The organism is Chitinophaga qingshengii, from assembly GCF_014529935.1.
In the GTDB taxonomy this organism is placed as follows: Bacteria; Bacteroidota; Bacteroidia; order Chitinophagales; family Chitinophagaceae; genus Chitinophaga; species Chitinophaga qingshengii.
In genome coordinates, this window is the sequence record NZ_JACVFC010000002.1 from 945,468 (window position 1) to 958,027 (window position 12,560).

11 protein-coding genes are annotated in these 12,560 nt (G+C 48.5%); 5 read left to right on the forward strand and 6 right to left on the reverse strand.

The window, feature by feature from the left end; genetic code table 11:
* Nucleotides 1-34 precede the first annotated feature (34 nt).
* The 3 genes from ICL07_RS19140 to ICL07_RS19150 form a co-directional block, all read right to left on the reverse strand.
* Complete coding sequence (locus tag ICL07_RS19140) at nucleotides 35-937, reverse strand: branched-chain amino acid transaminase (protein ID WP_188089623.1); 903 nt, start codon at nucleotides 935-937, stop codon at nucleotides 35-37.
* Nucleotides 938-1,434: 497 nt separating this feature from the next.
* The gene (locus ICL07_RS19145; RefSeq protein WP_188089624.1) at nucleotides 1,435-2,526 is read right to left on the reverse strand and encodes a phosphotransferase enzyme family protein; all 1,092 of its coding nucleotides are present in this window, start codon (nucleotides 2,524-2,526) and stop codon (nucleotides 1,435-1,437) included.
* Entirely contained in the window at nucleotides 2,517-3,419 is a 903-nt protein-coding gene (locus tag ICL07_RS19150) for a sugar phosphate nucleotidyltransferase (protein ID WP_188089625.1), read from the reverse strand. Before ICL07_RS19150 ends, ICL07_RS19145 begins: the two co-directional genes overlap by 10 nt.
* A gap of 131 nt (nucleotides 3,420-3,550) precedes the next feature.
* Between ICL07_RS19150 and ICL07_RS19155 the strand changes: the two genes are divergently transcribed.
* The 3 genes from ICL07_RS19155 to ICL07_RS19165 all read left to right on the forward strand — a co-directional run bounded on the left by ICL07_RS19155 (nucleotide 3,551) and on the right by ICL07_RS19165 (nucleotide 6,658).
* The gene (locus ICL07_RS19155) at nucleotides 3,551-4,891 is read left to right on the forward strand and encodes an alpha-L-fucosidase (RefSeq protein WP_188089626.1); all 1,341 of its coding nucleotides are present in this window, start codon (nucleotides 3,551-3,553) and stop codon (nucleotides 4,889-4,891) included.
* A 96-nt stretch (nucleotides 4,892-4,987) separates the two neighbouring features.
* Entirely contained in the window at nucleotides 4,988-5,866 is an 879-nt protein-coding gene (locus tag ICL07_RS19160) for a 1-aminocyclopropane-1-carboxylate deaminase/D-cysteine desulfhydrase (RefSeq protein ID WP_188089627.1), read from the forward strand.
* A 66-nt stretch (nucleotides 5,867-5,932) separates the two neighbouring features.
* On the forward strand, nucleotides 5,933-6,658 hold the full coding sequence (locus ICL07_RS19165; RefSeq protein ID WP_188089628.1) for a hypothetical protein: 726 nt from the start codon (nucleotides 5,933-5,935) through the stop codon (nucleotides 6,656-6,658).
* 174 nt (nucleotides 6,659-6,832) lie between these two features.
* On the opposite strand, the gene lipB is transcribed toward ICL07_RS19165, so the two are convergent.
* On the reverse strand, nucleotides 6,833-7,540 hold the full coding sequence (gene lipB / locus ICL07_RS19170; RefSeq protein ID WP_188089629.1) for a lipoyl(octanoyl) transferase LipB: 708 nt from the start codon (nucleotides 7,538-7,540) through the stop codon (nucleotides 6,833-6,835).
* 160 nt (nucleotides 7,541-7,700) lie between these two features.
* On the opposite strand from lipB, the gene ICL07_RS19175 reads away from it, so the two are divergent.
* Nucleotides 7,701-8,777, forward strand: coding sequence for an RluA family pseudouridine synthase (locus ICL07_RS19175; protein ID WP_188089630.1), 1,077 nt, complete (start codon nucleotides 7,701-7,703; stop codon nucleotides 8,775-8,777).
* A gap of 189 nt (nucleotides 8,778-8,966) precedes the next feature.
* Entirely contained in the window at nucleotides 8,967-10,631 is a 1,665-nt protein-coding gene (locus ICL07_RS19180) for a T9SS type B sorting domain-containing protein (protein ID WP_188089631.1), read from the forward strand.
* 3 nt (nucleotides 10,632-10,634) lie between these two features.
* On the opposite strand, the gene ICL07_RS19185 is transcribed toward ICL07_RS19180, so the two are convergent.
* Both ICL07_RS19185 and ICL07_RS19190 read right to left on the reverse strand, forming a co-directional pair.
* The gene (locus ICL07_RS19185) at nucleotides 10,635-11,585 is read right to left on the reverse strand and encodes a hypothetical protein (protein ID WP_188089632.1); all 951 of its coding nucleotides are present in this window, start codon (nucleotides 11,583-11,585) and stop codon (nucleotides 10,635-10,637) included.
* Nucleotides 11,586-11,714: 129 nt separating this feature from the next.
* A complete protein-coding gene (locus ICL07_RS19190; RefSeq protein ID WP_188089633.1) occupies nucleotides 11,715-12,560 on the reverse strand; it encodes an anti-sigma factor domain-containing protein in 846 nt (281 codons plus the stop codon).

The following is a 12,560-nucleotide window of genomic DNA, read 5'->3' on the forward strand; positions in this document are numbered from 1 at the left end:
TTAGCGCTGACAGCTAAAATACTAACAGCTACGGCTATGCTAATTGTGCTTCGCGTTGAAAGGTTTTGTCCAGCACTTTTGCTTTATATGCCTGTTGCAATACTTTTCCGAGAGAAGAGGCCCATGGTTTGCCGAAGGGCTGTCCGTCGAGAGATTCGAGGCCTACCACTTCCGCAGCGGTACCGCAGAAGAAGGCTGCGTCGGCTTGTTTTAATTCAGCGATGGTGAACAGTTTTTCTTCGATGGGAATTTGCAGTTCGTGGCAAAGTTCGATAACGGTGGCGCGGGTGATACCGGGGAGAATGTTACCGGGAGGCGGGGTAAAAATGCGGCCATCTTTTTCAAAGAAGATGTTGGCTCCTGGTCCTTCTGCCACGTTACCATTCATATCCAGCAGCAGGGCTTCATCGTAGCCTTTTTGTTTTGCTTCCTGGGAGGCCAGTATCGAGTTTACGTAGAGGCCGGCCGATTTGGATTCTATCTGGAATGCTTTCGGGTTGGGGCGTTCGAAAGAGGAAGTCATGATGCGCAGGAGTTTTTCACCGAGGTAAGCTCCCCATTCCCAGGCGCAGATGAGGATATTGGATTGGCTGGCTGCTTTCAGTGTCATGTTTGGCGGACAGAACACCAGCGGGCGGATATATGCTTCCTGCATATTGTTCATCTCCAGCACTTTATAGGATGCTGCGATCAGCTCGTCGTTATTGAAATTGTAAGGGATGTGGATCAGTTCGCAGGAGCGCTTGAGGCGGTCGAAGTGTTCTTTTGCTTTGAAGATCTTCACTTCACCGCTGTCTGTTTTATAAGCGCGGATACCTTCGAATACGGCGTAGCCGTAGTGGAGCGATTGACCGAAGAGGTCTGTGGTGGCGGCTGTTGCTTTCAGATACTCACCGTCGAGATAGAGAAAAGTGTCGTTGTTGTAATAGCTATACATAAAATTGAATTATTAGCGTCAAAATGTTGTGGTCAAAAAAAAAGCCTTCCTCTTTGCGGAGGAAGGCGTTATATCAGTTTTGATTATGCACGTGTACCTATCCTCCATAGTGGTGGCTAATAATGACAACGACGATAATCACGACCTTCGTGATAGCCCAGTTGAGCTGAGGTACGATGTGATTAAGTTTTATGTTGTCTTTATTTACCCACATAGAGAGGTGATTGTTGTTTCTATCGATACAAATGTATTCGTGAAAAAAATAAAAAACAACAAAGGGCTCAATATTTCGTCAAAAATTAATCCCTTTATATGTTTTTGAAAATATTCAAAAAAAGAAGAGGAATATTGATCTATTTCTAACAAACCATGAAAACCGGTTATCAATTATCAACAATCAGGTGAGGTCAAAAAGCGGGAGAAATGGGGCGGGCATAAAAAAATCCCGGTGTATTACACCGGGACTTTGGAAAGATTTCATTTAATTGTTCACTAGTCTAAACCTGTTCACTGACATGGAGGCATTTATCGATGATCGCCTGCAATATATCTTGTTTTTCGATGAGCCGCTGTAGCAGTACGAGCTGGTTGTGTGCGCGGTCGAAGTTGTGCCGGGCGTACTTAATCGGGTAATACACATCACCGTTGAGGTAGTCTGTGAGGAACCGGATTCCCTGCATGTAGATCATGAACTTGCCTGCAAAAAAGAGCTGTTCTTTTTCCACTTTTGATAAAGTGCCGCCGATTTCTTCGAGGTATCCCTGCATGAGGGCTTCAAAGTATTCTTCGCGGATAACGATTTGGCTGACATCCGGTTCTTCTTCGGAAACGGGGCAGACGTAGGTGCGTACCATGTCTCCGAGGTCTGAGATGATTTTTCCCGGCATCAGTGTATCCAGGTCGCAGACGCAGATACCTTCATATGTGTCTTTGTTGAGCAGCACATTATTGATTTTGGTATCATGGTGCATCAGGTGATCTCTGAATTCGGGATTTGTTTTCAGCTGTTCGTACGTGACTGCGATATCGGAGTATCGGAGGAAGGCTTCAATCATCTCTTCTGCTGCTGCCTTTCTGTCTTCCCTGGCGTTACGGATAGCTTCCTGGAAAGCGCTGTAGCGGAGGGTAAGGTTGTGAAAGTTCGGAATTGAAGCTTTAAACGGCTTCAGGTCGATGCCCGAAAGGTAACTGGCAAGGCGGCCAAACTGTTTGGCGGCTTCATATGCCTGCTTTGGGTTGTCGGCCTGATCTACCGTCACGGACCCGGCAATAAACGGAATCATTCGCCAGTATTCGTTGTTCATTACAAAGAGCTCTTCCCCGTTGGTAGTGGGTATTGGCGTAATGAACAGATACCCCGGATGATGTGCTGCGAGATAATCGGCGGCCATTCTCTGATTGGCGGCTATTACTCCAGGTTCCTTAAATACGTTTACATTGATTTTCTGTAAAACATATTTGCTGCCGTCCTTCTTCTTTTCGAGCAGAAAAGTGTTGTTGATGTGTCCTGATCCGAATCTTTGGACGTTTAATCCTTCAGGCTCCAGTCCGAAAGCCTGAAGGATTAATTTGTTGGGTATTATTTCCATAAATTGTCGGGATATGCTCCGTTGTTAACCAATTCCGACAAACTGGCCTGCACCCCGGGTGCATCTTCTTTGTAAGTAACCCCAAACCATTTCGCTGTAGTAGGCAGTACTTTTACTTTACCGATGTTGCGGCGAATAAATTCGTCGGCCACAATCGGAATAAAGAATTCCGATTTCGGATTGGTACCGTTTTTCTGCAGGAACTCGTTGAACAGCGATTGGCTCAGGTCAAATACGCTGGGATGGAACCCCCAGAAGTTCATGGAAACCGGCGTATCCGCTGAGAGCGGGTGTTTGCTGCCATCAGCTTCTTCATAAACGATCTGACCGTTGTCTGTATAAATTTTTGTTCTTTCATTGATGGCAGACAGGAAACCCTGACCGTCTACCGCACAAACGCCGCGGGATACGGAACCATGTTCACTCACGGTTTTACCCAGCTCATATCCTACTACACTATAGATATCTGCTGCGGTCTCCCCTTTCAGGAACGCTGCCATTTTTACAAAAGCATCTGCGCCATAAAAATCATCTGCATTGATAACGGCAAATGGTTCGTTGATAGCGTTTTTAGCACACAGGATAGCGTGTGCAGTACCCCAGGGTTTGGTGCGGTCAGCCGGGATCTGGTAACCCTCGGTGAAAGAGTCCATATTCTGGAATACATAATCAGTGGCTACGCGGCCTTTGAGTTTAGGTTCAAAAATCTCCTTAAACTCAGTGGCAAAATTTTCGCGGATAATAAACACGATCTTGCCAAAGCCAGCACGGATAGCGTCGTAAATAGAGTAGTCAATGATAGTCTCACCACTAGGCCCGAAAGCCTGGATTTGCTTCAAACTGCCATATCGACTGGCCATACCGGCCGCTAGAATCAATAAAGTCGGTTGCATCTTTCTGATATTATTTTATAATTTTCAATGATTTACCTGAAAATATCGGCGCTAAATATAATCATTAAACCTATTTTCACGCTTTCTTTTTGTGGGCAACACATATTTTAATGATTAATTTAAACGGAACAATGAAAAGATTACTTGTGCTGGGAGCCTGTGCCATGCAGCTTTTTATGAGTGCCAATGCGCAACAGAAAACCAATCCGGAAGACATCAAAGGGAAAATGCAGTGGTTTGCCGATGCCAAACTGGGCATCTTCATCCACTGGGGCATTTATTCGGTAAAAGGAATTGATGAATCCTGGTCTTTCCACAACAAAAAAATCTCCTACCCTGATTACATGCAGCAGCTGAAAGGCTTTACTGCCAGCAACTACAACCCGCAGGCCTGGGCCGATCTGATCAAAGAATCCGGCGCCCGCTACGCGGTTGTGACCACCAAACACCACGACGGCGTGGCTTTGTGGGATAGCAAATACAGCAAACTCGATGTAGTTAACAGCACGCCCGCTAAACGGGACGTACTCACCCCCCTGTATGCTGCTTTGCGCCGCGACAGTATCAAATGTGGTGCCTATTTTTCGTTGATCGATTGGAGTTATCCCGATTATCCACAGTTCCTGAAAGACAGCAACCGTTACGATATCAAGACACAACCCGCACGGTGGCAGCGTTTCCTGAAATTCTACGAAGGCCAGATGGAAGAAGTAATGACCAAATTCAACCCTGACCTCTGGTGGTTCGATGGCGACTGGGAACACTCCGCTGAAGAATGGGAAGCCCCCAAAATGCGGACCATGCTCACCACCCATAACCCCAACACCATTATCAATGGCCGTTTGCAGGGATATGGCGATTACGATACACCAGAACAGAATTTCCCCGTCACCCGCCCGCACTACCACTGGTGGGAACTGTGCATGACCATCAACAACAACTGGGGATGGCAGCCACAGGATACCAACTGGAAAACACCTTTTGAAATCATCACCATCTTCGCAGATGCCGTATCCAATGGCGGTAACCTGCTGCTGGATATAGGTCCCAAAGCCGATGGCAGCATCCCCGAAGAGGAAATTCATACGCTGAAAGAACTGGGCGCCTGGAATAAAAAGAATGGCGAAGCGATTTTTAACACCATCGCCGGACTGCCACTGGGGCACTTCTACGGGCCTACCACCCTGTCTAAAGACTCCAGCACCCTGTATCTCTTCCTGCCCGGCAAAACCAGCGGCCAGGTGGTGATCAAAGGATTGAGCAACAAAATTGAAGATATCAGCGTAGTAGGCAACGGCACTAAACTGAATCATAAAGTAGTGGGTAAAATATCCTGGAGCCCTGTACCAGGACTCGTTTATATCGATGTCCCCGAAAACGTACAGGACAAATACGTTACCGTACTGAAAGTGAAACTGGATAAGCCGGTGAAGCTGTATCGCGGTAAAGGCGGGTTCTTAACGAATGAATAAAAAGGTATCGTTCCTCCACCATGTTGGATGGAGGGCATCCCAGGGGACCCGGGGTTTCAACCCCGGGTCCCCTGGTTTTTTTTATAATTTTGGAAGATGAATACCGGGAAGATCACTTTAGACACCCTCCATCCTTCCTGGCTGCCGCAGCAGCCGGAAGCCGCCATGCTGCGTCTCGACAAACTGGATGCGGAGATCTCCGGCAATAAATGGTTCAAGCTCAAATACAACCTGGAAGCCGCCCGTAGTGAGGGTAAGACACATATCCTCACCTTTGGCGGCGCTTACTCCAATCATATAGCGGCTACGGCCGCCGCCTGTCGCCAGGCCGGACTGCCCTGTACCGGTATCATCCGGGGCGAAGCACCACAGGTACTGAGCCATACGCTGGAAACCGCGCTGGCACAGGGTATGCAGCTGGAGTTTGTGAGCAGGGAAGCGTATAAAAACAATTGCGCCACTTTTGAGGAACGCCCTGATACCTATGTGATTCCTGAAGGCGGGCATAATGCCGCCGGCGCCCGTGGCTGTGAAGAAATTCTATCCCTCTTCCCTACCGGACATTTTACGCACATCCTTTGTGCCGTAGGCACCGGCACCACCCTGGCCGGACTGATCAACAGCGCCACGCCGGACCAAACCGTCATCGGTATCCCGGTATTGAAAGGAGCCGGCTACCTGGAAGCCGAAGTAAAGGCGCTCCTGTATTCCGGTAAAACACGCCACTGGCAACTCTTACATGATTTTCATGGGGGTGGGTATGCTAAAGTAAAACCGGCACTTATAGATTTTATCAATACTTTTTTTGCAGAAACCGGCATTCCAACAGACATCATTTACACCGGAAAACTGGTGTATGCTTTCCATGAATTAATCCGCCAGCGCTATTTTACAGACAATAACAAAGTATTATTAATACATACCGGTGGCTTACAAGGCAATCTTTCCCTGCCTCCGGGCGTTCTGTCCCTATAAAAACTGTTCGTTATATTTGAACGGTAGTGTATTTTTGTCAACTTTAAGAGATCACGGATTTTTTGTATGAAGCAGGTTGCGCGTTTAACATTCGCCATAGGACTTTTTTTATCGATTGCACTCACTGGTAAGGGACAGGAAATGCTGCCTCCGGTACTGCCTGAATTTACGGCCACCATTAAAACCGGTAAAATCCAGCTGGACTGGATATCCGGCTTCATGGAGGTAAAAGAGATCGGCATCCAGCGTTCCCTGGATAGCTTACTGAACTTTAATACCATCGGCTACGCCAGTTACCCCACCCAAACCAGGAACGCTTACCTGGACAATAAACCATTACCCGGTAGCAACTACTACCGCCTTTTTATCCTCTTTAACAATGGCCGCTTTATGTACAGCAAAACCATGCTGGCATTACCGGACAGTACTATCAGAGCAGATATGAAACTGCAATACGCCGATATCAGGGATGCCGCCAAAGCGGCCGGTAAAGCCGGTGAAGAGAACAACAAAGAACCCAAAGTGGTATGGCATCCGTCCAACTATATCTATACCACTGCCGATGGTAATGTCAATATTAAACTGACAGATGCCCCCCATAAAAAATATTCCGTGAAGTTTTATGAGCCTAACGGCTCCTTCCTGTTTGAAATAGAACAGGTAAAAGGCCCTTCCCTCATCCTGGAGAAAGCTATTTTCCTGCATGCCGGCTGGTTCAACTTTGAACTGTTTGAAGAAGGACATCTGAAAGAGAAATGGAACTTCTTTATTCCGTTGAACTATAGAATGTAACCGGAACTGTGATAGTCATGATTAGCGCTGATTAGCGAAGATCGAAGCAGAGATTGCGTATTAACCGGATTAAAATATAAGCCCCCATTGATGTGTATCAATGGGGGCTTTTTATTGTAATAGTATCGAAAGCGCTGCGAAAAAATCCGCTACGGTCTTCGCTAATCAGCGAAATCAGCAATAATCATGGACATCACAGTTAAATACCTCGCCGAAATGCTTTTTCAGCTTGCTTTTCACTTCTTCTTCCGATACAGCCCTGCCCAGTTCCTTATCCAGGGTGGCTACCTTTTTATCGGCGATGCCACAGGCGATGATGTTGTCGAAATAGTTCATGGGAGTATTTACGTTGAGGGCAAAGCCGTGCATGGTTACCCAGCGGCTGCAACGTACGCCCATAGCGCATATTTTACGGGCTTTGGTTTTATCGTGCGGGTCCAGCCATACACCGGTTTCTCCGGGTGAGCGGTCCCCTGTCACACCGTATTCTGCCAGGGTGCGGATCACCACTTCTTCCAGGCAACGGAGGTATTTGCCGATATCAGTAAAGAAATTCTCCAGGTCGATGATGGGATACCCCACAATCTGACCGGGACCGTGAAAGGTAATATCACCGCCACGATTGGTAGGTACAAAGCCAATGCCCTGATCATCCAATTCCTGCCGGCTCAGCAACAGGTTTTCTATATGCCCGCTTTTACCCAGGGTGTATACTGGCGGATGCTCACAAAAAAGAAGGTAATTGGTAGTGGGTTTAGGCCATTGGTCGTGCGCCTGGGCCTTCAGTTGTACATTTTCCTTCAACAACTGCTCCTGGTAGTCCCAGGCCTCCTGGTAATCGATTTTGCCAAGGTCTCTGGCAATGATCTCCTGCTTTTCCATACTGAAACGTGCTACACTCCTATACTTTTACCGGATGGGATGATCCGGGTGTAAGGAGCTGAATCTCCGGATGCAAAGATAGGAAAGAAAGCGCCAACCAGCGAAATCAGCTAAAATCATGGACATCAGAGTTTTTTTTACCTTTGCCAAAATTTATCTAATGGCTGAAGAATTGCTGGAACTGGAAGATGAGCTGGAGAACGGGGATGGCAGTGAGGAACTGTATGAGAAAATCAATATGGTGGTTGACAAAGGCCAGGAACCTATCCGCATCGACAAGTTCCTGACTGCCCGTATTGAAGGCGCTACCCGCAACAAGGTCCAGATTGCACTGGATACGGAGATGGTGTTGGTAAACGACAAGCCCGTTAAATCCAACTACAAGATCAGACCGCTGGACAGGATCGTGGTATTTTCCAATAAAAACCCGGAAAGTACGGAAGTATTGCCGGAAGAGATCCCTCTCAATATCGTATATGAAGATGATGATGTGATGGTGATCGATAAACCTGCCGGCATGGTGGTACACCCTGGTTGCGGCAACTACACCGGTACCCTGGTGAACGGCCTTTCCTGGTACCTGGGCGATAAAACTCAAGCCACCACGCCTGCTATTCCGCGCTTCGGACTGGTACACCGCATCGACAAAAATACAACCGGCCTGCTGGTAGTGGCAAAGTCCGAAAAAGCCATGACCGACCTGGCGAAACAGTTCTTTGACCACACCGTACACCGCCGGTATATGGCCCTTGTATGGGGTGATTTTGAAGAAGATGAAGGTACGGTAGTAGCGCACGTAGGCCGCCACCAGCGCCTGCGCAAGATTATGGACGCCTATCCCGACGGCGAATATGGCAAAGAAGCTATTACCCACTACCGCGTGCTGGAACGTTATAATTATGTGACCCTGGTAGAATGCCGCCTGGAAACCGGCCGCACCCACCAGATCCGCGTGCATATGCAGCATATAGGTCACTCCCTTTTTAACGATGATACCTATGGCGGCAACCGCATCCTGAAAGGCACCATCTTCGCCAAATACAAACAGTTTGTGGAAAACTGCTTCGATATTCTGCCCCGGCATGCCCTCCATGCCCAACAGCTGGGCTTTATCCACCCCCGCACCCGCCAGCAGATGTACTTTGAAAGTCCGCTGCCAGCGGATATGACCCAGGTGCTCGAAAAATGGCGCCGGTATACCACGGCAAGACCGCTACAGGAAGAAGAAGAACAATAACATTCATATCATAGGGCCGATCGAAAGATGGGCCCTTGTTTTTGAACCCCAGGGCTGAAGCCCTGGGTTACCCGGGTGCCCGCATGAACATTCCATTCCGGTCCCCAACCGCTGCATTCACTTCATCATAAATTATTATCATTTATTTACATATTTCAATTATCTTAGCGCCGATTACCATGTCAACACATGAGAAGCCTACACATCAGTCGTCCCTTTAGCACCTTATTTCTTTTACCGGCTTTGTTGCTGGTGGCTTTTACCACCAAAGCGGCCACTATTTTCACCTCCTCATCCACCTGTGTGCAGGACAGCGTTTTTTTCGTGATTCAACAACCTGCAGGAATCGATTCTGTGAAATGGTATTTTGGTGATCCCCCTTCCGCTGAAAAAGATTCTTCCGATAAAATAAAAGGCGCTTTCCATGTTTACCAGTCAACCGGTACCTATACCGTTACCCTGGTAGCCTGGCGCGGTGGCGTGAAAGACGTTACCACACAACCTATCACCATCGTTACGCCTGTCATCTATGACCTGGGCCCACAGGATATTACCCTCTGCCAGGGTAGCACCATGACACTCAGTGCACCGGTAATACCCGGCGCCACTTACCTGTGGCAGGACAGCTCCACCGCCTCGGACATACTGGTAGACACTTCTGCCACCTATAAAGTAAAAATCAACGGGTGCCTGATACCTGACTCTGTCAATGTGTTCTATACCCCGATACCGAAGATAGACCTGGGCCCGGACCTGGTGCTGTGCTCGGGCGAACAATTACAGCTGGACGCCACCGCACAAAACTGTACCTATCTCTGGAATACCGGCAATACCGAACCCACCCAGGAGGTACGCACCACCGGCACTTACAAGGTGCGGGTATTTCCAAAAGGCTGTGCCGAAATAGACGATGAAATTACCATCACTTTTACCGGTCCGCCGTATCCTTTCAGCCTGGGACCTGATACCCTGCTATGCCCCGGCGAATCCATTACCCTGGCGCCTTCCGTACCGGAAGCCACCGCCTGGAAATGGAGTAACGGCGCCACTACCCCTTCTATCACCGTCAATTACGAGGCTAATATCTGGGCGCTGGTAGAAATCAACCATATTTGTAATGTGGTAGATACCATTTTTGTGAATTTTAACCGGCTGCGCAAACTCAACCTGGGCAATGATACTACCATCTGTAAAGGTAATTTCCTGGTATTGACGGCCGATTTCGGCAATGGACAATACCGCTGGCAGGATAACTCCGACCAGGCCACCTATTATGTTACCAAACCCGGCTATTATTTTGTGCACGCGCAGATCGGGCGCTGCGAATCGTCCGATACCATTCATGTATCGTTTAATGATACGCTGCGGGTAAACCTGGGGCCAGATACGATATTATGCCGCAATGAAGTATACGAGATCCCGGTGGTGGGCGCGGGCGGTGCACCTTTTAAGTGGCAGGACAGTACCAGCATACCGCAATTCATTGTACGGCAGCCGGGAATCTATTCCCTTACCGCCTGGAATGCCTGTGGCAAAAGTGTGGATTCTGTCAGGGTATATTTCCAGGATTGCGAATGCACCGTACATTTCCCCAATGCGTTTACACCCAATGGAGATGGGCGCAACGACTACTTCCGGCCCCGTTACCGGTGCCCGGTAGACCAATATATTCTCAGTATCTACAACCGATGGGGGGAACGGGTGTTTTATACCAACGACCCGCAGATAGGCTGGACCGGCCATGTTAGAGGTTTACCGGCAGATCTGGGTACTTACGTCTGGATTGTGGACTACCGCGAAGTGAATACACGAAAAGTAGTACACAAGACCGGTACCGTTACGGTATTATACTAGCGGTTACTCTCCGGCCTTAAAATCATAGAATTTAGCGATAAAAGCGGCGGTTTCCCGTTTTTTGAAAGCTACGTCCCAGGTACCGTTGTAGGTAACCAGGGCGGGTATCAGCAGGCCGAATTGTTTGGTCATCTGCACATTCATCTTCACATTAAAATCAAACAACATCGTTTTATAGGAGAGGGCATATTTGCGGCCTACGATTTCAAAATTTTCTTTATTGAACCAGGTGATCAGTTCATCGATCACTACATCTCCCCGATCTATCCGGCTCAGGGTGGGCTTGGTTTTGGCGGTGAATACATAACAAGGGGTGCCATCCACATAGTTTTCTGCGCTGATGGAGAAATCATAAAACCGCATCACATCCCGATCAAAGATGGCTACTTTAGGGCCTACGATGGGTACGCCTTTCACCGGTTTACCGGGATTGAAGATCAGCTGTTTCAATTGTGCTTTATGACGGGCCATGGCGCCGCTGGCGTTTTCAGGCGTTTCGCCGTTGCCATCCACACATACGGTGCCGTTGGTAAAAAACAGGTTACCATACAGTTCAGCGGTGTAATAGTTGTAATTGCCTTTGCGGGTATAGAAGTCGCCGGTCACCTGTTGCTCGAGTACTTCCATATTGCGGCAGCGGCCTTTTACATGCTGCCCGGTTTTGCTTTTAAGGGAGGCTTGTACCTGTCCTTTTTTGTCGAAGATACGGATGTCATTGTCGGCCTGAAACCCAACGATATGCAGGTTTTTGAAGGCACGGTAGAAGGTAGTGTCCTCTTCTACCCTTTTGATGAAGCTATTAACATCGAAGCCAATACGTTTTGCTTCCACGATCACTTCATCCAGGTTAACCGTCATTCCTTTATACCGCGCGGTATCCTGGGCTGACAAATGAGTAAGTTGCAGGCAGCACACAACAACGGTTGCGGCTATACTTTTCCAAAAATGTGACATGCTGCAATTTAGGGAAAACCGGGAAGCTTTCGGGTGTTAGGGATTCGTTAAAAAACAGTGAAGGCGTATCTCTGCTGTATGCAGTGGTGTAAACGGGCCGGCAGCAGGGGCTACCGGCAGGGAGGGTTATCAGCCCGGAACTTTACCGGACACATACAACTGCCCCAGGGTGGGAGTATCGGCGCCGCCTTTCTTTTCCAGGGTAATGGCAAACATTTGTGCATTGCCGGCAATCTTCAGTTTTTGCAGCAGGTGGGCTTTATCGCCCATGTCAAACACGCCTGCGTCCACCGCCTTGTCGTCTACAATGGCCCATAGCTGGTATTGTTTGCCGGTAGCGGGTTCCGGCAGGTTATTCGCTTTGAGGTACACCTGCTTATTGTCCTGATTCCAGAATACCGTTGCCACGGCTGTGGGGAATGAATCGGTACCAGGCATGATCACTTTCAATACTTTCGGATCTTCCATGACAGCCATAGCATTCTTTAGCTGTTCCAGTTTGATTTTGTCTTCATTAACGGGCAGTGGCGTGGCTGCCAGTGACTGGTTTTTAGGGTAATCTGCCTGGAATTCTTTCCACAGGCTGAAGTAAATAATATTGAAAGCTACGCTGATCAGCAGCAGCACGGCGGCTGCGGTAGCGATCCATTTCCAGGAAACCTGTTTCTTTTCCCCGGCGGGCGCAACGCTGGCGGGTGTTATGGGAGATGTATCGCCACCCGTGGCTATGGTATCATTCGCCAGGGAGGGATCTGTTTGTATCAGGTGTAAAAGGCGCGTTTTGATATTCTCCGGCGGAGATACCGCCTGTAACCGTACGTATTCTTCCAGGTTACGCTGACAGGCGCCTACCGCAGCGGCTACTTCCGGATAGTGGTGCATGGCTTCTTCCAGCTCCTGGCTTTCCTGATCGGAAGTGAGCCCGGCAGTATACAATTCAATCAGTCCGGATGATAGGATGAATTGGATGTCCAC

Bases quoted from the DNA above. Each gene is read 5' to 3' on its own strand.
- ICL07_RS19180 (WP_188089631.1), top strand. From the start codon at position 8,967: ATGAGAAGCCTACACATCAGTCGTCCCTTTAGCACCTTATTTCTTTTA.
- ICL07_RS19175 (WP_188089630.1), top strand. From the start codon at position 7,701: ATGGCTGAAGAATTGCTGGAACTGGAAGATGAGCTGGAGAACGGGGAT.
- ICL07_RS19185 (WP_188089632.1), bottom strand. From the start codon at position 11,585: ATGTCACATTTTTGGAAAAGTATAGCCGCAACCGTTGTTGTGTGCTGC.
- ICL07_RS19155 (WP_188089626.1), top strand. From the start codon at position 3,551: ATGAAAAGATTACTTGTGCTGGGAGCCTGTGCCATGCAGCTTTTTATG.
- ICL07_RS19140 (WP_188089623.1), bottom strand. From the start codon at position 937: ATGTATAGCTATTACAACAACGACACTTTTCTCTATCTCGACGGTGAG.
- ICL07_RS19165 (WP_188089628.1), top strand. From the start codon at position 5,933: ATGAAGCAGGTTGCGCGTTTAACATTCGCCATAGGACTTTTTTTATCG.
- ICL07_RS19160 (WP_188089627.1), top strand. From the start codon at position 4,988: ATGAATACCGGGAAGATCACTTTAGACACCCTCCATCCTTCCTGGCTG.
- ICL07_RS19150 (WP_188089625.1), bottom strand. From the start codon at position 3,419: ATGCAACCGACTTTATTGATTCTAGCGGCCGGTATGGCCAGTCGATAT.
- ICL07_RS19145 (WP_188089624.1), bottom strand. From the start codon at position 2,526: ATGGAAATAATACCCAACAAATTAATCCTTCAGGCTTTCGGACTGGAG.
- lipB (WP_188089629.1), bottom strand. From the start codon at position 7,540: ATGGAAAAGCAGGAGATCATTGCCAGAGACCTTGGCAAAATCGATTAC.